Annotated in this window: 21 protein-coding genes, 1 tRNA gene and 1 pseudogene; 12 read left to right on the top strand and 11 right to left on the bottom strand. The window is 70.0% G+C overall.

Features of this window, described 5'->3' with window-relative positions; genetic code table 11:
• Positions 1 to 227 precede the first annotated feature (227 nt).
• Both ACIPYQ_RS15105 and ACIPYQ_RS15100 read left to right on the top strand, forming a co-directional pair.
• Positions 228 to 746: a pyridoxamine 5'-phosphate oxidase family protein gene (locus ACIPYQ_RS15105; protein ID WP_401250894.1), complete on the top strand. Its 519-nt coding sequence runs from the start codon at positions 228 to 230 to the stop codon at positions 744 to 746.
• 18 nt (positions 747 to 764) lie between these two features.
• A pseudogene (locus tag ACIPYQ_RS15100) lies at positions 765 to 1,185 on the top strand (IS5/IS1182 family transposase); the annotation flags it as partial.
• A gap of 40 nt (positions 1,186 to 1,225) precedes the next feature.
• Here ACIPYQ_RS15100 and ACIPYQ_RS15095 read toward each other — a convergent pair.
• On the bottom strand, positions 1,226 to 2,128 hold the full coding sequence (locus tag ACIPYQ_RS15095; RefSeq protein ID WP_401250690.1) for an NAD(P)-dependent oxidoreductase: 903 nt from the start codon (positions 2,126 to 2,128) through the stop codon (positions 1,226 to 1,228).
• A 51-nt stretch (positions 2,129 to 2,179) separates the two neighbouring features.
• On the opposite strand from ACIPYQ_RS15095, the gene ACIPYQ_RS15090 reads away from it, so the two are divergent.
• Complete coding sequence (locus ACIPYQ_RS15090; RefSeq protein ID WP_362236992.1) at positions 2,180 to 2,536, top strand: helix-turn-helix domain-containing protein; 357 nt, start codon at positions 2,180 to 2,182, stop codon at positions 2,534 to 2,536.
• A gap of 1,088 nt (positions 2,537 to 3,624) precedes the next feature.
• Here the strand turns inward: ACIPYQ_RS15090 and ACIPYQ_RS15085 are convergent.
• Entirely contained in the window at positions 3,625 to 4,635 is a 1,011-nt protein-coding gene (locus ACIPYQ_RS15085) for a hypothetical protein (RefSeq protein WP_401250688.1), read from the bottom strand.
• A gap of 320 nt (positions 4,636 to 4,955) precedes the next feature.
• Here ACIPYQ_RS15085 and ACIPYQ_RS15080 point away from each other — a divergent pair, with 320 nt between their 5' ends.
• Positions 4,956 to 5,246 (top strand): hypothetical protein, encoded by a 291-nt coding sequence (locus tag ACIPYQ_RS15080; protein ID WP_401250685.1) that lies wholly within the window; start codon positions 4,956 to 4,958, stop codon positions 5,244 to 5,246.
• A 585-nt stretch (positions 5,247 to 5,831) separates the two neighbouring features.
• On the opposite strand, the gene ACIPYQ_RS15075 is transcribed toward ACIPYQ_RS15080, so the two are convergent.
• A complete protein-coding gene (locus tag ACIPYQ_RS15075) occupies positions 5,832 to 6,224 on the bottom strand; it encodes a hypothetical protein (protein ID WP_401250682.1) in 393 nt (130 codons plus the stop codon).
• A 166-nt stretch (positions 6,225 to 6,390) separates the two neighbouring features.
• Between ACIPYQ_RS15075 and ACIPYQ_RS15070 the strand changes: the two genes are divergently transcribed.
• Together ACIPYQ_RS15070 and ACIPYQ_RS15065 are read left to right on the top strand one after the other, a co-directional pair.
• Complete coding sequence (locus ACIPYQ_RS15070; RefSeq protein WP_401250679.1) at positions 6,391 to 7,560, top strand: sensor histidine kinase; 1,170 nt, start codon at positions 6,391 to 6,393, stop codon at positions 7,558 to 7,560.
• Positions 7,561 to 7,696: 136 nt separating this feature from the next.
• On the top strand, positions 7,697 to 8,353 hold the full coding sequence (locus ACIPYQ_RS15065; protein WP_401250677.1) for a response regulator: 657 nt from the start codon (positions 7,697 to 7,699) through the stop codon (positions 8,351 to 8,353).
• 133 nt (positions 8,354 to 8,486) lie between these two features.
• On the opposite strand, the gene ACIPYQ_RS15060 is transcribed toward ACIPYQ_RS15065, so the two are convergent.
• A complete protein-coding gene (locus ACIPYQ_RS15060) occupies positions 8,487 to 8,786 on the bottom strand; it encodes an ArsR/SmtB family transcription factor (RefSeq protein WP_401250674.1) in 300 nt (99 codons plus the stop codon).
• A gap of 83 nt (positions 8,787 to 8,869) precedes the next feature.
• On the opposite strand from ACIPYQ_RS15060, the gene ACIPYQ_RS15055 reads away from it, so the two are divergent.
• The 3 genes from ACIPYQ_RS15055 to ACIPYQ_RS15045 all read left to right on the top strand — a co-directional run bounded on the left by ACIPYQ_RS15055 (position 8,870) and on the right by ACIPYQ_RS15045 (position 9,926).
• Positions 8,870 to 9,247, top strand: coding sequence for a hypothetical protein (locus tag ACIPYQ_RS15055; RefSeq protein WP_401250672.1), 378 nt, complete (start codon positions 8,870 to 8,872; stop codon positions 9,245 to 9,247).
• A 3-nt stretch (positions 9,248 to 9,250) separates the two neighbouring features.
• Positions 9,251 to 9,400, top strand: a complete 150-nt coding sequence (locus ACIPYQ_RS15050; protein WP_401250891.1) for a DUF6192 family protein — start codon at positions 9,251 to 9,253, stop codon at positions 9,398 to 9,400.
• Between the two features lie 283 nt (positions 9,401 to 9,683).
• Positions 9,684 to 9,926: a hypothetical protein gene (locus tag ACIPYQ_RS15045; RefSeq protein WP_401250669.1), complete on the top strand. Its 243-nt coding sequence runs from the start codon at positions 9,684 to 9,686 to the stop codon at positions 9,924 to 9,926.
• Between the two features lie 110 nt (positions 9,927 to 10,036).
• On the opposite strand, the gene ACIPYQ_RS15040 is transcribed toward ACIPYQ_RS15045, so the two are convergent.
• On the bottom strand, positions 10,037 to 10,747 hold the full coding sequence (locus ACIPYQ_RS15040; RefSeq protein WP_401250666.1) for a hypothetical protein: 711 nt from the start codon (positions 10,745 to 10,747) through the stop codon (positions 10,037 to 10,039).
• A 581-nt stretch (positions 10,748 to 11,328) separates the two neighbouring features.
• Between ACIPYQ_RS15040 and ACIPYQ_RS15035 the strand changes: the two genes are divergently transcribed.
• Positions 11,329 to 11,447, top strand: a tRNA-Arg gene (locus tag ACIPYQ_RS15035).
• A gap of 163 nt (positions 11,448 to 11,610) precedes the next feature.
• Here ACIPYQ_RS15035 and ACIPYQ_RS15030 read toward each other — a convergent pair.
• The 3 genes from ACIPYQ_RS15030 to ACIPYQ_RS15020 form a co-directional block, all read right to left on the bottom strand.
• Positions 11,611 to 12,603: a 3-oxoacyl-ACP synthase III family protein gene (locus ACIPYQ_RS15030; RefSeq protein WP_401250663.1), complete on the bottom strand. Its 993-nt coding sequence runs from the start codon at positions 12,601 to 12,603 to the stop codon at positions 11,611 to 11,613.
• Positions 12,600 to 13,493 carry an SDR family NAD(P)-dependent oxidoreductase gene (locus ACIPYQ_RS15025; protein ID WP_401250661.1) on the bottom strand — a complete coding sequence of 298 codons (894 nt, stop codon included), beginning with the start codon at positions 13,491 to 13,493 and terminating at the stop codon, positions 12,600 to 12,602. Before ACIPYQ_RS15025 ends, ACIPYQ_RS15030 begins: the two co-directional genes overlap by 4 nt.
• Before the next feature lie 475 nt (positions 13,494 to 13,968).
• The gene (locus ACIPYQ_RS15020; RefSeq protein ID WP_401250658.1) at positions 13,969 to 15,231 is read right to left on the bottom strand and encodes an MFS transporter; all 1,263 of its coding nucleotides are present in this window, start codon (positions 15,229 to 15,231) and stop codon (positions 13,969 to 13,971) included.
• 54 nt (positions 15,232 to 15,285) lie between these two features.
• On the opposite strand from ACIPYQ_RS15020, the gene ACIPYQ_RS15015 reads away from it, so the two are divergent.
• The gene (locus ACIPYQ_RS15015) at positions 15,286 to 16,032 is read left to right on the top strand and encodes an AraC family transcriptional regulator (protein WP_401250655.1); all 747 of its coding nucleotides are present in this window, start codon (positions 15,286 to 15,288) and stop codon (positions 16,030 to 16,032) included.
• A gap of 85 nt (positions 16,033 to 16,117) precedes the next feature.
• Here the strand turns inward: ACIPYQ_RS15015 and ACIPYQ_RS15010 are convergent, their stop codons facing one another.
• The gene (locus ACIPYQ_RS15010; RefSeq protein ID WP_361762815.1) at positions 16,118 to 16,243 is read right to left on the bottom strand and encodes a hypothetical protein; all 126 of its coding nucleotides are present in this window, start codon (positions 16,241 to 16,243) and stop codon (positions 16,118 to 16,120) included.
• A 512-nt stretch (positions 16,244 to 16,755) separates the two neighbouring features.
• Here ACIPYQ_RS15010 and ACIPYQ_RS15005 point away from each other — a divergent pair.
• Positions 16,756 to 17,748, top strand: a complete 993-nt coding sequence (locus tag ACIPYQ_RS15005; protein ID WP_401250653.1) for a DUF4344 domain-containing metallopeptidase — start codon at positions 16,756 to 16,758, stop codon at positions 17,746 to 17,748.
• Between the two features lie 100 nt (positions 17,749 to 17,848).
• Here ACIPYQ_RS15005 and ACIPYQ_RS15000 read toward each other — a convergent pair whose 3' ends face one another.
• Both ACIPYQ_RS15000 and ACIPYQ_RS14995 read right to left on the bottom strand, forming a co-directional pair.
• The gene (locus ACIPYQ_RS15000) at positions 17,849 to 18,229 is read right to left on the bottom strand and encodes a protease inhibitor I42 family protein (protein ID WP_401250651.1); all 381 of its coding nucleotides are present in this window, start codon (positions 18,227 to 18,229) and stop codon (positions 17,849 to 17,851) included.
• Between the two features lie 106 nt (positions 18,230 to 18,335).
• The gene (locus tag ACIPYQ_RS14995) at positions 18,336 to 18,491 is read right to left on the bottom strand and encodes a hypothetical protein (protein WP_401250648.1); all 156 of its coding nucleotides are present in this window, start codon (positions 18,489 to 18,491) and stop codon (positions 18,336 to 18,338) included.
• Positions 18,492 to 18,717: the final 226 nt, after the last annotated feature.

The raw sequence follows: 18,717 nt of genomic DNA, 5'->3' as shown, positions 1-18,717 counted from the left end.
CAGCAGCAGGCAGACACCTGATGGAGCATCATCCCTCATCGTCGGAGTACAAGGCGTACGCGGTCGCACGCGAACCCGACTCCTCGCAACCGAACAACGAGGTAACGCTCCGCGACGACTCCCCAAGATCTGTGCCAGAACAGAGTTTTGACGGCACCGCCGACGGCCTGGCTGCTCCGGCTCCGGCTCCGGAGATCCATGGGCTGTGAGGCGTGGGACAATCGATCATGTCTGTGACCAACCCGTGGCTGGCTGGCCCGTCCCCCAAAAAGCGCCTCGATCGGGAGCGTCTGGAAGAACGAATACTCAACCTGCTCTCGTCGCAGAACATGTGCGTGATCGCGACGGCTGGGCCGGAGGGGCCGCTCGCAACGCCGGTGCGGTACTTTCACCTCGACTTCGCGGTGATGTTCAGTACGGCTCCGGCATCACCGAAGATGAGGAACCTCGCTGCCGACCCCCGGGTGTCGGTGGGCATCTTCGCTCCGCTGGTCGGGCAGGCCAGCAGCCGAGGGGCTCAGATCTTCGGTCGGGCTCGCGTGCTGTCGGAGGACAATCCCGATTTCGAGCACTACTGGCCGGCTTTCCGCTGGCAGTCCGACCATGTCGAGCGGTCGCGTTCTCTCGACGAACCTCCGTCCGGGCCTCTCGTCGTGGTCGAGGCCGAGCGGATCGTCTATACCGAGCACTGGTTGCGGCGCGAGGGCTTCGCGCCGCGTCAGTTCTGGACCAGGTCGGGCCGGTAGTCCTCGTTGTCGTGGCTCGGAGCGTCCTGGCAGGCCGCCCAACGCCGATTCACCCACGGAACCGATGCCCGTGTTTGGGCCAAGCTCCACCGCGTGATTCTCGACGAACTGGACGCCTGCGGAGAGCTGGATTGGTGCGGTGTGCGATCAACTCGGTGAGCCTGCGGGCGGCACAGGGGGGCTACTGACCAGACCGAATCCGACCGACCGGAACGGACTGTCCCTTTCGCTGGGTTTCTCGGCCGCCGCCATGCATGACAGCCTCGGCCTGGAGCCGCTCGTGCGCGGGATCCCACCGATCCGTTCCCGTCGTGTGCCATGTCGGCGACGGCCTGCAAAACGGCGCGGCACGCCGGCCCAGGGCTACGACCACGTCCACCTGCGCCGATGGCTCCGCGAACGCGGCATCTGCCATCTGCCACCGCATCGCCGGCTCGACCAGCAGTCCGCTTCGACACAACCCTCCGCGCGGCGGCGCGTCAACGCGCTTCGGAGGTACGGCCGAGGAGTTCGGTGACGCGGATGAAGCCGTCCGTGCCGTGGCCGAGGCCGATGGCGCGGCGGGCCTGTCCTTCTGCCGCGCGAAGGACGGAGGCATCGATCCCGTGCGCCTCCGAAGCCGCCACGATGTGTGCCATGGAGGAGACGGCCGAGGTGATGGGGTTGCCCTCGCCCGAGTAGCCGCCGCTGTCCACGTCCTCGGCGGTTTCCGCGAAGATCCCGGGCAGGATCGCGCCGATGCCCTGGGCGAACGGGGCGAGCTCCCGGGCGCTGATGCCCTCGGCGCGGGCCACCGCGAGGGCGTGCGCGTACCCCGACATGGCGGTCCAGAACACGTCCAGCAGGGCGATGTCGTAGGCGGCGGCCCGGCCGATATCCTCGCCGAGGTGGTGGTGGGTGCCGCCGAGGGCGTCGAGGACCGGGCGGAGCTCGCGGTGCAGGTCCGCCGGCCCGCTGTGCAGGAAGACGGCGTCGGGGCCGCCGATCGTGGCGGTCGGGGTCATGATCGCCCCGTCGACGTAGCGGATGCCGTTGCGGGCGGCCCAGTCGGCGGTGTCCCGGGCGCGGGCCGGGGTGTCGGCGGTGAGGTTGACGACGGCACGGTTCTTGAGGGCGTCGGTGACGGCCGCCTGTCGCAGGACGGAGTCGGCCGCGTCGTAGTTCACGACGCAGACGACGGTCACGGGGCTTGCGGCCACGGCTTCCTCGGGGGTTCGTGCCCCGGTCGCTCCGCGTTCGACGAGTTCCCGGTCCCGGCCGTGGGTCCGGTTCCATACCGTGGTCCGCAAGCCTGCGGAGAGAAGGGCGCCGGCCAGCGCCCGCCCCATCGGTCCCAGGCCGATTACGGTCACGTCGCAGGACGGGGAATGTTGTGCAGGCATGACGGTGCTCCTTGGAAGTAGGCGTATACGACGGAAGAGAGAGGTCGGGGGATGACGCGTGGCCGGGCACAGGACCCGAACGTGTGCGGGGTGACCGCCGCGATCGCCGTGATCGACGGCAAGTGGAAGACGGCCCTGCTGTGGCTGCTTGAGTCCGGTCCGCTGCGCCCGGGCGAGCTGCGTCGTCGGCTGCCGGGGCTGAGCGAGAAGGTGCTGACGCAGGCGCTGCGGGAGATGGAGGAGGACGAGCTCGTGCACCGGGAGGTGTACGAGGTCCGGCCGCCGAAGACCGAGTACTCGCTGACCGCGTACGGACGTGAGCTGTCTGAAGCGCTCGGCCCCGTCTCGCAATGGGGTCACGGCCGACTGGACCGGCTGGCCCGCTCGCAGTCCCGGGCCGTGTCCTGAGCTGCCGTTCTCTCCTTCCCTGACAGGCGGCCCGCCCGACTCCCCTACCCTCGCGCGAACAGCTTCAGCTGCCAAGTACCCACAAAAAGGTGGGTGTCAGGGCGACAGGCGGGCCGGCCGTCGCGGACGCGACGCCAACAACGCTGGCCGCCTCGCGGCATGTCACCACGCTGGACCTGGCGGTGGGGCAGTGGGTGACGAACGTGGGCCGGCCCGGCGGGTAGGCAGGTCGGCAAAGACTCTGACCGGGCGCAGCGGCGGGCCGCCGTCCTGGCCGTGATCGATCCTGGCTGGAACCCGCGGACGCTGGGGTGGACCGGCGGCTGGCAGTGCCACCACGCCTACCTCGCCCGGCTCCTGGCCGAGGGGGGCCCGTCTGACCGCGATCGTCGCGGGCGTGGCCCGGCACGGCGAGGACGTCGGGCGGTGGGTCGCCACCCAACGACGCACTTGGGAGCAGCTGAACGAGGAACAGTGGGCCCGGCTCGGCGAACTCGGTGTGAGGAAGGCACTACGGGCCCGCAAGACGGTGGCGAAGACGGCCGCGGCGCCTGCCGCGCGCGGGCAGAGAGGCGTTCCGGAAGGGGTTGGAGGCCCTCGCGCAGTACATCGTGCGGGAGGGCACCCTGCCTGGGCGGGCGGATGTGCAGGAGATGCCCGGCGGGGACATCCAGCGCGTCGGGGGCTGTGGCTCGCAAGCGCACGCCAGCGCCGCGACCGGCTCGACCAGGCGCAGCTCGCCGTACTCACCCAACTCGGAATCGACTGGGCGCAGTAGCACCTTCGGAGGTGGCCGTTCGATGTGGGTCGAGCGCACCTCGCGGCGGACGCGCTGCGGCCTCGGCCAGGTGACCGGCCTGGGCTGCAGCGCGTTCGAGTCCTCTGCAGCCTTGCTTACCGCGTAGCGGGGCGTCCTGGTCGCGGCCGCCGATGACGGGAAGCTCGGGTCAGGGTGCCGGTGACGGCGTCGATGACCGCTTCGGCGGTGTCCGGTCTTCTGATCTTGGTGCACGCTCTGTACCCGGCGCGGTGCCGCGTCGACATGCCCTTGACCAGGATTCTTTGTGCGCTGAAGGTCACTGACTGCATCAGGCGTCAGGCCAGGGTTCCTCGTCCCAGGGATCGATGACGCCCGGTTTCGCATTGTTGAGCATCTGGTCGAGAGTGCGGACGAGGCCCTTCTCGTCGACGTGCGCGATCCAAGGCACCCTGTCGAAAAAGTCGACCAGGTCATCAGTGAGGAGGGCGTCGACCATCGTGCGCAGCTCGTCCGGGACAGGATCGTCCACGAGGCAGAGCCAGGCGAGCGCGGCGGACATGCGGACTTCTACGGGTTGTGCGGGTTCGCTCCAGAGGGCACGAGCCCATGTGGCGACGTGGAGGTCGGCGTTCTCGACGGTGAGTTCGGCTACGGCCAGGAGGAGGCTGGCGCGCACCGTGGGATCCTGCTCGGTGGCCAGCCGGGTGCGGAGGGCTTCGGTGACGCAGGTGGCTCTGCCCGAGGTGGTGGCCAGGGCGTAGCAGGCGGAGGTGCGGACGTCGGGGTCCGGGTTGTGGAGGTGTGGAAGGAGCAGGTCGACGTCGGCTGTGATGGCGTTACGTGACGCCTCGATGGACCAGTTCATGGCGTAGCCGCTGCAGTCGCACGACCAGCCTTGCGTGACCACTTGGAGGAAGGTGTCGCGAGTGCCGAATCCCCAGTGCTGCTGCCTTGCCACCACGTTGGCGAGCCGGATCGTGCTCGCCCGGTGGTGCGCCGCCGGATCGGCGGCGACGCGTAGGAGGAACGGTACGGTCAGCGGGGCAACGGAGCCGACCGTGCCCTGGTGGACCAGGCTGTCCCAGAGCTGCTCCAGTGCCGGTCCGGACACGTCGGCGTCTGCGGAACGCAGCCGGGTCAGCAGTTCGGGCACGTCGTCACCCGGGCCGCCGTGGGCGTGTCTGAAGCGGCTGAAGGGTACTTCGTGGACACGGAATCCGTCCTTGACGTCCTGCGGCATTCCCGCGACCACCGCACGCACGTCGAGGGCGGTCCCCTCGTACAGGTCGAATCCGTGTGTGCGTACCTGTTCGTGATCGAACACGAGCTCCTCGGACATCAGCTTTCCCCCGTGACATTGCTGGCTGGAGGTCTTTGTCTACCACGAGGCGCGGACATCGCCTGACGGTCCCTCGGGCAGACCTGCGTCCTGGTGAATTCAACCCGCAGGTGTGTCCAGGTCTCCAGCCATTGCCGAGCCTTGGCCAGGTCCCCGTAGTCAGCGGACGGGCGTGTGTCCTCGCTGAGCACCGCTTGTTCCACACGTAGACGAGTCCTCGCCGCCGGCACGGCATACGCCCGACCCGCACACCACAGCGTCGGCACCGTACCTCGCAGAGCAGGCTGACAAGCGGTATCGGGGATCAGCACACTGAGGACATGCGATACGAGGAGAAGGCGAAGCTCGCCGCCGTGAGAGCCCTGGTCCCGGTGGTCATCCTCGTCATCTCGCCCGTGCTGTTGATAGCCGGAGCGCCGGTCCGCCGCCGATACCTCCGCTACACCTACCGGGATGAGGCCCCGCTGATTCTGGACAAGGAGCAGGACCGAATCAGTGTCCACTGGTTCGTCGTGGTGAGCCCACTTCTCGCTTGGCTCTGCTGGCCCACAGAGACACTCGTCCGACTCATCTCGCGTCGAAGTCGAGGTCGAGGTCTAACGGCAGGGTAAGTGCCTGCGTCCGAGCCGTCCATGGCAGATAGGTGGACGAGATCGCTTGGCTTGGATGCTCGTTGACGTGCTTGTGCCGCGGGCACAGGATTGTGACGACCCGTGGCTGAGGCAGCTCGAGCATGGTCAACCCGGGTGGCGGCGGGCGCGGGGGGCCATGTCGAGTGTGCAGGGCGCCTGGCGAGTGAGCGCACCGGGGGTGTTGTCGTAGTGTCCGTGGTGACTGATCACAAGCCCGGAGAGACGCTCGCCGTGGCTCGGACGCCGTGGGGCTCGTATGTCCCTTTGGACCCCGATTTCACGACTGCCACCCTGGCTGTCGTCCTCCCCCTGTTTCCTCTGGCCGGTGGCGTCTTGTGCGGGTGGCTTGGAGTGAGGACGTCGTGCCGGGCACGAGGTGTTGTGCGCCTCGTCCGGGAGACCGGCGGGTCATCAGGGTGATGGCAGCCCAGGTGTTCAGGGCTTCGCCGTGCTGGACGAGCTGTTCGTGGTCTCTGGCGTGACGTCGGGCTTGCGTGATCCTCTGCTGCTCGGCTGAAGGCCCGGTCCCGAGTTCATGGCCCTTGCCGCCGTCGCCGCCACGGGTCACTTCTCCTGCAGGTTGACGAAGCAGGAAACGGTGCCCTCGGAGTCCGAAGCGTCCTGGCTCTCCCGGAGCGCGCCGTCGACGTAGACGCGGCAGGCGGTGCCGGGCGGCGCGTGGAGGACGGTGACGTTGTTGAAGCCGAAGCCGACGTTCTGCGAGACCGTCCACGGCAACGACTCCCTCGTGGCCTTCGTCTGGTCGTTCCCCCCGGAGAAGCTGTAGCCGATTTCGGCCTGCCCCGTCCCCGTCACCTCGAACTTCACGTCCCAGTTCTCGCCGAACAGGCCGCAACCGGTGAGCGTCGTGGCGGCGAGCAGCGTCGCGCCGGTCGCCAGCAGCGCGGGACGGGCCACGCGGTGCAGGAGGGGGAAACGGGAAACAGCGGAATTCACGGGGGCTCCAGACGTTCTGTGTGCGCTTGCGCCGACCATTCTGAGCGGTCGGGGCTGGCCCTCCCAACGGTCAAAAGAAGGCATTCGGACCGGGGGCCTCCACCGAAAGTACGCACTCCTCTTCCCGCCTTCGTCCCTCTGACCAGCGGCGTCTATCCTCTTCGCCATGCCGCCCCCGCTCCCGACCGCCCTCACTTCTCCCAAGCTCGCCGCCGGCCTCCTCGCCGCCCTGCTCACGGTGGTCGACGCAGGTGTGGTCAGCAGGACCAGGCTCGGACTCGCCGTCCTGGCCTGTGAGGCACTCGTATGCTGCACGGTGGTCGCCACGTCGCGTGCCCTTCGTACCGGCCGACACTGGACGGCCTGCGTCCTGGCTGCAGGCGCGTCCGTCCTCTCACTGCTGGTGACCTCGATGGTGCAGGAGTCCGTACTGCAGCGGACCCCTGGCTGGGCCGAGCTGGCGGGACTGCTGCTTCTGGTGTGCGTGACCTGCCGCTACTCCCGTGGACTGCCGCTGGTGCTTTCCGGGGCCGCACTGTTCGCCGCGACGGCGCGGCTCGGCCAGCGGGCACCCGGGCTCTCGGACGTGCCGCTGCTCAGCCCACTGGACGGGTTCTTCACCTTGCTGCCGGCAGCCTTCGCCGTGCTGGGCGTTTATCTGCGCGCCGAGGACCGTCGCCGGCGCTCGACAGCCGAGCAGGTGCGGCAGGCCGAACGACTGGAGCTGGCGCGCGACCTGCACGACCATGTCGCCCATCACGTCACGGCCATCATCGTGCAGGCCCAGGCGGGCGAACACATCGCGGAGCGTGATGCCGCCACCGCCCGGCGGCTGTTCTCCGACATCGAGCGGGCCGGTCAGGACGGGCTCGTGGCCATGAGCCGTATGGTGCGGCTGCTGCGCGACCCCGACGCCCGCGAGCAGGCCGCCCCGACCACTCCGGCCCTGACCAGGGTCGGCGATCTGGTACGCCGTGCCGACACACCGCAACAGCACACCTGGCTGACCGTCTCCGAGGAGGTCGACAGCACCGCCTGGTCTCCGCAACTGGCCAAGTCGGTCGAGAGACTGGTGCAGGAAGGGCTGACCAATGTCCGCAAGCACGCCCGTGGCGCCACCTCCGTGCACGTCCTGCTGGAGAGCGAAGGGGATCGCGTCGTCATACGGGTACGGGACAACGCGAGCGGCGGCCAACGCGCACGCCCCCGGTTCCGCCCCAGTGGCTTCGGCCTGATCGGGCTGACCGAACGGCTCACCGAACTGGGTGGCGAGCTCAACTGCGGCCCCATGCCCGAGGGCGGCTGGGAGCTGGCCGCCGCGATACCCCTGAAATAGCCGCCGGCGGTCGCCGTCACCCGCCGCACACAGCTGTGCCAACCTTGAGCCCGGCAGCGAGGCGTCGCCGGGACCCAACCCCGACCCAGACCCCGACCCCGACCGACCCGACTTCGACTTCGAGGAGCACCCGCGCGTGACTGTCACCGTCGTGATCGCCGACGACCAGGAGATGGTACGGACCGGATTCCGGCTGATCCTGGAAAGCCACGAAGGCATATCCGTGGTCGGCGAGGCGTCCAACGGTGTCGAAGCCGTCGAGGCCGTGCGGCGGCTTACCCCCGATGTATGCCTCATGGACATCCGGATGCCGGGTCTCGACGGCCTCGAGGCGACGAGACTGCTGCGGACCGGCCCTCATGCCGCGGCGTCCGGCACGAAGATCGTCATCGTCACGACGTTCGACCTGGACGAATACGCCTACCAGGCGCTGCGTGCCGGGGCCAACGGCTTCATCGTCAAGAACTCGGGCTCGCGGCTGCTCCTGGAAGCGGTACACGCGGCGGCCCAGGGAGAGTCGCTCATCTCACCGTCCACCACGGTGCGGCTGCTGAAGCACCTCAACAGGCTCCCGGCTCAGCGGAACACGGAGCAGCTCCAGCGCCTCACACCGCAGGAGCTGAAGGTCGCCACCCTGGTCGCACGCGGGCGCACCAACAACGAGATCGCCACCGAACTGACCCTGGCGGTCAGTACGATCAAGAGTCACCTGAGCCGGATCCAGGAGAGGCTCCCGGCCCGCAACCGTGTGGAGATCGCGGCTTGGGCCTGGGAGCACGGCCTCGTCTCCTGAGCCCGGCGGACCGTGTGCGACCCGTCCCGCTGCCCCGTCGAGGCGCCCCGAGGCCCGCAGCACTGCCGAGGTGGGCAACCGCCAGACCGGAGTCAGCCGGGCATGAAGGCGCCGAGATTCCGGCGCAGCAGGTTCATTGGTTGTCTTCGGCCAGCACCGCGGCGAGGAGTCCCGGGAAGCGGGCGTCGAGCTCGGCGCGACGCAGGGTCATCAGACGAGCCTTTCCCGCCCTGCGGGTCTGGGTGATTCCGGCTTCGCGCAGGATCCGCCAATGATTGGACAGCGTCGATCGGGGCACGTCGACGCCGTCGGGGCTGCACGCGCTCTCGCCGCCGTCGGCCATCCGGCGGACCAGTGACAACCGCACCGGATCGCCCAAGGCATGCAGCACAACAGCCAGGTCCAACTCCTCAACGCCGAGCTGTCCTCCCACTGATCCTCCTCGTCTTCGCCCGCGTGACATGCGTAGTATGCAGATCACTTCGATGTTTCGGGAAAGTTGAAATGATCTAGGAGATGGCCGTGCCAGTTCTCGCCACCCTTGCCCGCGTCTACGTCGACGACTTGGACGTAGCCCTGCCGACCTTCGTCGAACTTGCCGGAGAGCGGCCGCGACTGCGGTTCACCTATCGGGACCTGGAGCTTGCGAGCGTCGGCGGCTATCTGCTTCTGGCAGGTTCGGAGGAAGCTCTCGCTCCGTACCGCGGCACCCACGCCACCACGATCGTGGAGTCCATCGACCAGGTCCTGCGCATCACCGAGCAACATGGCGGGGAGATCCTCGACGGCCCCAACGAGGTCCCGACCGGCAGCAACCTGACCGTGCGACACCCTGGCGGCGCGACGATCGAGTACGTGCAGTTCCACGCGACCGCACGATCAACCCTGGCGTGAGGGATCTCCTTCACGGTCCACCGGATTCTCGGGGCTGTTGCAGAGGAGGCCGAGAGGTGGGCATCACTGGATGATCCGCCGTTCAACGAGCGCAGTGGGCGGCGGCAGCGGACGCCGGATGGCGCGAAGCGGCTCCTGAGCAGCACCCAATGACCGACCGCAGCCGCCGTCACCCGCAACCGGCACCGCGGCAGCGGCACGCCGAGCGCCTCCGTCAGCCGGTCCGCGCCCACCGGGCCCGGCAGCGCGGCACGCACCGCCTCCGGGTCGGCGGCCTCCACCACCGCACGCGACCACCGGCCCGGCCCGACGACCGGGATACGCCGGAGACATTCCAGAAGATTCCATTTGCTGTCAATAGCCGTGCCTTTGATACGAGTTGGGGGCTCGCAGTAAAGGGGTGTCGGGCGCCGGCGGCCTCACCCCCGGAGTCGTCATGGACGGCAAGACCGACTCCGAACATCACGTGACGCTGGCGCTGGCAGGGACGGTCTACGTCAAGGCCGACCCCCAGTACGGGGCGATCTCCCCTGGTGATCTACTCACCACGTCATCCACTCAGGGCTGCGCCATGCGTGTGTCGGACCACGGGCGTGCGGTCGGCGCGGTTCTCGGGAAAGCGTTGTCGTCCCTGGACGGCGAACCGGGACTCCTGCGCATGCTCGTGAGACCGTCCTGAGTTGCCCAGAAAGGCTCAGCTTCACCTTACGGGTGGCCCGTCCCCGTCCCCGTCCCCGTCCCCAAAGGGATCACAGTCAGACCTAGGACGGGTTCGGAGCCTTGCGATGGTCAGGCAAGCCACCAAACGGTGATTGCGAGTACGGCCAGCAGGAGAACGACGGCGGCCAGGAGGGGGGCCTTGCTGCGTCGACGGGGCCCGGCAGGCGCGGGCGCGGGGGCAGGGGCGGGCGGCGCTGCGTAGCTGGGCGGACTGGTGATGAGGCCGACTATGGGTGGTTCACGGGGAAGCCAGAGTTGCTCGCCGTTGCGGCCGTATGCGCCCTGCTGAAGGCCGACGCCCCCTTCCTTTCGCCATCTGTTTCCCGATGCGTCGGTGAAGTCGATGACGAGCTGCAGCAGGAAGCTGGTGGGGTCGTCGCTGGGTGTCGTGGTGACGGGGAGGGGAACGGAGCGCCGGTCACCAGGGCCGAGTCCCTTTGGCGCATCGGTGATGTGATGTCCGGCGTAGGTGATGCGTAGGTCGAGGATGGCCTGGTTGCTGGGATTTGTGATCTTCAGGTGTGGGGTTGCCGACCCTTCGTGAATACCGGAAGGCACGACCGTGATGTTTGTTTCGATCATCGACGCTTGGGTCAGGTCGTTCCTGCGGTCGGCGACCCGGGCCCGAGCCTCAAGGCGTTCTTCCTGGGCCTGTAATCGGGCTTCGCGCTGGTCGAGGACTGCAGCACGTTGGACCTGGTGCCGGTGAGCCAGGTAACTGATGACGAGAGACCCGATGGTGACGACGGCTCCTACGACGGCTACGACGGTTGCGATCATCCGAATACTCTGGCGATCGACGAGGGCTCTGTCAGCCGGTTCCAGGCATTCCGTATCGAGGGCGGTACGCCCTGTCCGCCGATGCCCGGAGCAGCCGATGTCGGCCCGGGTGCTGTTACCCGTCCAGCGGCCAGGAGAGGGACCAGGGCCCTGGAGCGGGTGGTCCCGAGCCCGGTGGCGACCGTCTCGGCGGACCCGCCGCCGTCGCACAGCGCGCCGGGCGCCTCCCGCCCGACGCGGGCGGCGATCCGCTCCAGCACACCGGCGGCGCGCAGCGCGCTGCGGTGAGGTCGACGTCCGCTTCGTACAGGGGCTGGTCGCCGATCGTGTCCCAGTCCAGGGGTACTGAGCCGGGCCGCGCCATCCGCACGCACACACTGCCTGGAGCGCGTCGGCGCGCTCGCGTGCGCATCCCCGAACTCCATCGTCCACCAGCCCCACTCCACCAGCACACCGCCCTCCCCCACATCCCCACCGACAGGCCGGCCGGATGCCTCCGGCTTCCCGGATAAGGATTCGTCCTCAGAGAACGGTGTCTCTACCCTTGGTCGCAGCGGGAAGCGCGCATTCCCGCAGGTTGCGGTGCCGTGGCAGAGTGGCCCATTGCGATCGCCGTGGGCGAGGTTCCTCCCACGGCGACTGACGGAGACGGGGCGGACCTGCTCCCATCTGTCCGCGGGTTCGAATCCCGTCGGCACCGCAGCCGACCTGGACTTGGTTCACAGCGCAGGGCCTGCCGCATCGCCGCCAGGTCCACTGGGGTTGTGCCGGAGCCCGAGGACGGACGGACCGCAAACCGCAACGGCCCCCGCGTCACGCCGGTTGGGCGCCGGACAGGCGCGCCCGCAGGCAAGAGCCCCTTGTCACCAGCGCAGGAGCATCACTGCGGCGCTGGCTCCGCTGGCGAGGCCGAAGAGGGCGACCGTGTCGCCCGGTGTCAGACGGCGGTGGCGCACTGCCTGGGCGAGTTGGAGGGGCAGGGTCGCGGCGGCGGCGTTGCCGGTGTGGGGGAAGGTGGGGATGATCTGCGCGGGTTCGATGTCCATGCGGGTGCGGAAGGCGTCCACGAAGGGCACGGACGGCTGGTGGACGCAGACGAGGTCGAGCTCGCGGACGTCGACGCGCTGTTCCTTGAGCCACTGGGCCACCTGGGCGTCGAGGTCGATGAAGGAGCCCAGCAGGGCCTCGGAGTCGATGTGGAGGCCCTGGGGGTGGTCGGGGGCGTGGTGGGGGTCGTACAGGGTGGCGGCGGGCCATCCTGCGGAGTTGGCCAGGAACACCGATCCGGTGATGCCCGGGCCGGGCGAGGCCTCCACCAGCAGGGCCGCCCCCAGGTCGGCGCCGGTCAGCGAGGTGAGTCCGGTGCGCAGCTGGTCTCGGGTCAGCTCCCAGCGGGAGAGGCGGGTGAGGGTTTCCCCGCAGGTGATCAGGACGCGGCGGTGCTGACCGGTTCGGATGAGGGCGTCGGCGACCTGGAGGGCATTGATGACTCCGTTGCAGGCATTGCCGATGTCGAAAGCCGGGCAGGACAGGCCCGTCTTCGCCGCGACGATGTGGGCGTTGGCGGGTTCGCGGACGTCGGCGCTGACCGCGGCGAACAGCAGCAGGTCGATGTCGCCCGGTGAGAGGCGGGCGGTGTGTAAAAGGCGGGCGGCGGCGCGGGCGGCGAGGTCCGAAGGCAGATCGCCGGGATCGGCGACGGTGCGCTGGTGCAGGCCAAAGGTGCGCTGCAGGAGGCCGGCGGGGAGTTTGAGGGCGGGGCTGTGGCGGTGCAGGCGTTGTTCGATCTCGGTGACGTGCTGGCGTCGGGTGGGCAGATGGACTGCGGTGTGGGCGATGCGGCTGTGGGTGCTCACGCCGTCTCCTTCACGGGCCCGGACCTTTCGCCGGGTCGCCGGCCTGGTGGCCGGGCTGCCGCCGCGGGGGTGCGGGGCAGGCCGGTGACCGTGTGCTTGATGCGGTCGGTGAGGCTCAGCGGCAGCATCGTGTGGAGGGGGACGAGGAAACGGGCTTCCCGGCCGACGACGTAGCGGGGACGTGGCCGGCGGGCCGTCAGGCACGTCTCGACGGTGCGAGCCACCGGTTCGGGGCCGGGTACCCGGCGGTCCACGGCGGTGAACAGGCGTGTGGTGGTGGCGTAGCCGGGGTTCGCGGGGTCGCGGAGGGTGTCGAGGTCGCTCAGGGCGCGGCCGAGCATGGGGGTGGAGAAGGCGCCGGGTTCGATCAGGCTGACGCGGACGCCCAGGTGGGCGGCTTCTACGCGCAGGCAGTGGGTGAGGGCCGAGAGGGCGTGCTTGCCGGCGCTGTACCAGGCGCCCATCGGCCAGGGGACCCGGCCCAGGCCGGAGGAGATGTTGACGATCCGGCCGCCGCCGCGGCCGGCCATCGCCGGCAGGACGAGTCGGCACAGCCGTGCCGGACCCAGCAGATTCACCTCCAGCAGACGACGGGCCTGTTCGTCGTCGACGTCGGCGACCGCGCCCGCCTGCGGGATGCCGGCGTTGTTGACCAGGGCCCACGGGCCGCCGCCTCCGGCCATCTCGGCGCACTCCTGCAGCGCCTGGCGGCAGGATGCCTCGCACGCGACGTCCAACCGAACGGTGCGCAGCGCCAGGCCCCGCTCGGCGGCATCTGCCACGAGGTCCCGCGCCTTGTCCCGGTCGCGTGCTCCGGCGATCACGTCCCAGCCCGCGCCCGCGAGACGGAACACGATCACCCGGCCGAAGCCTCCCGTCGCCCCCGTCACCAGCACGCTCCGCCCGCCCGACGGCATCACCAAAGCCCCCACGCCCTTCCCAGCCCGACAGCAATGCCGCGGCCGGCCGGCCGCGCCCCTCACGGGGACAACGACAACGCCCCGGCAAGGTAGTGGCCCCCGCGGTCGGGCCTGTAGTGGCCCCTGCGGTCGGGCCTTTTGGCGGCGGCCGCCGACGGGCGCTTCCGGTCCGGCCGCCCGGCCGCCCCCAACGGCTACGATCCGCTCGAACTCCGACAGCTCCTCTGGCTGTCCTCCCCCGCCCCGACGCCGCGTCACCTCCCGCGTCCCGCCCCCTTGCCGGGCACAGGCTGCTGCCCATGGGCGGGCGAGGCTCCGGCCGGCGCCTCGCCCGCCCGGCCGGTCGACCGCCCGTTCCGCGACCCGGTGGGTGGACATCACCGTCCAGCGGGGTGTGAGGTGTTGCGGGCGGGTGGTGGTGCCCTCAGGTGCAACAGGGGCGCGGTCATGGTGACTCCGCTTTCTCCGAGGGAGGGGCGACGGGGATGGTGCGGCGGGCCGGGCCGATGGCGGCGGCCGGTTCGGGCAGGCCGCGGAAGGCGAGCCAGCTCAGGGCGGGCATCGCTATGAGGGGGATGAGGGCGGTACGCAGGCTGGTGGCGTCGGCGAGGAGTCCGATGGCCGGTGCGGCGATGCCGCCGACGCTGACGGTGAGGCCGAGGGTGATGCCGCCGGCCGTTCCGACGCGGTGGGGCAGGTAGTCCTGGGCGAGGGTGACCTGGAGCGAGAAGGGCACGTACAGGCCGGCGGAAGCGAGGGCGACGAAGAGGTAACCGAGCGGGCCGGGGACCAGGACGACGCCCGCGACGGCGAGGACGGTCAGGAGGTAGGAGCGGCGGACGACCGTGACCCGGTCCCATCGTTCGGCGAGCCGGCCGCCCAGGACGGTGCCGACGGCGCCGCCGAGGTAGAGGACCACGAGGGCCGCGGTGCCGGCGGTCGGCCCCCACCCGGTGCTCTGGGCCATGTGGAAGGAGATGAAGGTGCTCAGTCCTATGAAGACCACGGAGCGGCAGATCACGCCGAGGGTGAGGCGGAGGAAGGACCGGCGGTCGGCGGCGGGGGTGAGGGCCGCCTGGGTGCGGTGCGCGGCGCCGGCGCCGGAGGTGGCGTCCTGTCCGCGTTGGACGATCCGCAGGGCGGGCAGGCACAGCACGCTGCCGGCGAGCGCGGGCAGCAGGAGCAGCGGGGACATGGTCAGGCCGCCGAAGCCGACGACGAGGGCGACCAGCGCGGGTGAGAACGCGAAGCCGAGGTTGCCGCCGAGGGAGAACCAGCTCATGGCAGTGTGGCCGCCCCGGGAAGCCACGCGTGCGATGCGGGCGGATTCGGGGTGGTAGGCGGCGACGCCGATGCCCGAGACCGCCACGAAGAGCAGGGTCAGGGCGTAGGAGTCGCCGAGGCCGCTGAGCGCGATGCCGAGGCCGCCGACGAGCGTGCTGGCGGGCAGCAGCCAGGGCAGGGGCTTGCGGTCGGTGAGGGCGCCGAAGAGGGGTTGGGCGACGGAGGAGAGCAGGGAGGCGGCGAGCACGATGCCGGAGGCGGCGGCGTAGGTGTAGGCCCGTTCGGCGACGAAGAAGGGGACGAGGGCTGCGACGGCGCCCTGGTAGACGTCGACGCAGGCGTGTCCGACGGCGAGGAGGGTGATGGCGCGGTTGCGGGGCGGGCGGGTGGAGGTGCGGAGGTTCTGGGAGGTATTCGTGGGCACCGTGCCATCGTCACAACCCCACCTCGTGTCGCACTTCCGATAAACTGCCAATCAATGCGTGAAATCCGCCATGAGCCGATCGCCCCGACCCGGGTCCAGTGGATGGCCTCCGGAGCGGACATCGACCCGCACCGGCACGACGACCACCAGATCGTCTACGCGGCCCGGGGCGTCCTCACCGTGACCACCGGACTCGGCACGTGGGTGGCTCCTGCCAACCGGGCCATCTGGGTGCCGGCCGGCACGGTCCACGCGCACCGCGCGCACGGCGCGATCGACCTGCACCTGATCGGCCTCCCGGCCTCGCGCAGCGTACTGGCATCGGACCGGCCCGCGGTCCTCAACGTGGACGGGCTGCTACGGGAGTTGATCCTGGCCTACACGCGGGAACCGGAATCACGGGGACCCGAGCGCCGGCGCCTGCTCGACGTCCTCCTCGACCGGCTGGTCCTCTCACCGCAGCAACCCCTGCACCTGCCCTCGCCGACCGAGCCGCGGCTGCGCCGGCTCTGCGAGATCCTGACCGCCGACCCCGCCGATTCCCGCACCCTGGACGCGCTGGGGCGGGAGGTGGGGGCGAGCGCGCGTACGCTGACCCGCCTGTTCGCCTCCGACATGGGCATGCCCTTCTCGCAGTGGCGCACCCAACTGCGCCTGCACCAGGCCCTGATCCTGCTGGCGGAGGGGCAGACGGTGACGGCCGTGGCCCATAGGTGCGGCTGGTCCACGACCGGGGCGTTCATCGACGCGTTCCGCAACGTCTTCGGCCACACGCCGGGCAGGCACCGCTCCGCGGCCTGACCCCGGCCGGGGCGCGTGTGAGGGCGCGCACCCCGAGGTAGTCCGCCCGCAGCGAGCAGCACGGGCCCGTGCCCACCCCCTTGGGCTACGCCTCCTTACGGGTCTGGATCCGGGCGAGGGCCCGGTCGGGACGGTCAGACGCGACCGTGTCCACCCGCTCCTCGGCCTGCGGGTACCGGCTGCGGGCGGTGGCCGCGCCGGGCGGCAGCAAGAGGCCTCTACGTCCCCGCCGACCGGGACCGGAGCCACCACGAGCAGGGCGAGACGGCCGGGGTACAAGAGAAAGAGGTGGGAGAGATGGGTGGGGACCGCGGGTCGACGACCTCGGGGCGGCTGGTCGCACCCCGGGGCCGCGGCCGGCACCGTACGCGCCGGCACCGTCCGTGCCGGCACGCTGCCACCGACGCGGCACTGCCTGCCTGGCATCATCGCCGCCCCTGCCCCTTGCCGGGTGCGGCCTGCTGTCGCTGGGCGGGAGCTGGTGCGCATGCCAGGTTCGACGGCGCGGAGGCTGGGGGTCTGGTCGTCAGCGTTCCGACAGCAATCCACCGCCCTGACGGCCGACCGTCTGGAAGCCGTCGCCGGGCGGCCGGCCTGCATGTTCGGATCCTCGCCTTCGTCAGCGGCATGGCGAACGGTCCCCCGTACGGGCGGCTTGACGGGCGCCCGCCTCCGGACGGCCGGAGGATCAGTACGGGAACACGCGACGGGAGCCGATCAAGGATGCCGAACACAGCCGGTTGCCCGAAGCGGGCGCGCATCGTCCTGTCAGGCGTGCTGGTCCTCGCCGGGGTCGTCGTGACCGGGTGCAGCGGCGAGGCCCGCGACGCCGGGCAGGGGCCTGGAGCAGGGCCTCGCCCCCAGGCGGCGCGCTCCGGCAGGGTCACCGTCGTCTACGAGACCCAAACGGTCAAGCCGGAGGACCGGGAGGCCGTGGCACTGATCCGGAAGTCCCGTGTGCTGGAGCGGTCGGCCGACTGGGTGAACAGAGCACTGACCCTCCCGCACGACCTGGTCGTGAAGGTCACCGCCGACGTACCGCCCGGCGTCACCGACGCCGTCACCCAGCCCGACGGCAGGACGATCTTCATTCCGCCGTCGTTCCTGACGGAGGTGGAGAAGGCCCTCGCCGACGTCGTGAAGACCGTCGAACGGCCCGCTCCGTTCCCCGCGTCCGAGTACAACACCGACGACCTGACCGTGCTGTCGACCGAGTTCATCTTCGGCCACGAGATGGGCCACGCCCTGCAACGCCAGCTCCTCCTGGCCAACCTCGGCCTCGAAGAGGACGCGGCTGACGGCTTCGCGTCCTTCTACACCGTCAACGAGGTCGGGCCGGGCCCGTCGCTCGCCGCCGCGATCCTCTTCGACGAGATCGCCCGAAAGGAAGGCGTGCCAACCCTGGAGGGCATGTCGAGCGACCACCCCGTCACCCAGCAACGGGCCTTCAACTTCCTGTGCTACCTGGAGGGCAGCGACCCGAAGAAGTACCAGCAGTCCCTGGTCGACAGCGGCTATCTCCCGAAGACCCGCGCCCCGCTCTGCCCACAGGCGTGGGCCATGCTGGACTACGGCTGGTGGACCCAGCTCCAGCCCCACTTCAGCGCGGCGTTCAGGGCCCGGGGTGACCAGGAGCAGAAGAAGGCGCATGCCCGGCTGATCGCGGAGACGACGGCTCTGGCGAAGCGCATCGACGAGATCCGCAGCAGTCAATGAGGGTGATGACGCGTACCCCGTCGGCCATCCCGGCCAGGCGCGCGGCCAGGAGCGCGGCCAGCGGATCGGCCGTCGTAGGCCGGGACTTGTCCGCTGCGGCTCAGTTGACGGTGACGGTGTAGGTGATGCGCTCGGGCGACTGGGAGGGGGTGGTCGCCCCCGTGGTCGGGGTGGCGGAGGGCGCGGTCGTCTCGGGTGGCAGGGTGGAGGTGTTGCCCTGGCAGGTGGTGAAAGTGCAGTGCAGCAGCGTGAACCGAGTGGTCCCCTTGCCCTTGGCCTCGAAGGTGAAGGTGAGCCGACCGCCGGCACCGGCCACCGCTTCGTCGCCGGAGTCCGACGCGTAGACCTGGCCGCGGCTGACCAACACGGAGCCGTCGGGGGCGGGGTCGACCAGGTACCAGTACTCGCGGGTGGAGGCGTTCTGCGGGACGGTGAGCGTGAAGCGCTCGCCCGGCTCGGCAGTGATGCTGGTGTCGTTCACCGGGCGGCTCGTGGAGGCGCCGGCCGCTGCGTCGGTGCCGGATCCGGAGCCGCAGGCTGTGGCGAGAGCGAGGAGCGCGGCCGCCGCGATCGCCGCACCGCCCCTGCTACCGCGGAAGACAAACTCTGTACGCGTTGGGGATATCACTGTTGTAACCCTTGCCCGTGTAGCCGTTGTTGAAGTCGTCCTCGCTGCCCCGGGTGGTCGGGCCCCAGGGGTTGTGCACCTGAAGGATGTCACCCTCCTGGGCGATGCTGCTCATCGCGTGGGCGCCCTCCTCACCCGAGACGTCCACAGGCACTGGGTGCCCCTGTGCCATCAACTTCTCGATTCGGTACGGACCGCACTGTGTTCGGTATCGGCGGCGCTGATCAGGTCCTGGCGTCCGCTTCAGCGCCCGTACCGAGAGCCGGACATCCCTCCCGCCCGGACGGCCGAATACCTATGATCATCACCGCCGGGGAGACGCGCGACGCCCTATCTGCCAG

The organism is Streptomyces sp. NPDC090045 (genome assembly GCF_044747975.1).
Lineage (GTDB): Bacteria > Actinomycetota > Actinomycetes > Streptomycetales > Streptomycetaceae > Streptomyces.
This window is presented reverse-complemented; position numbering and strand designations above follow the sequence as displayed.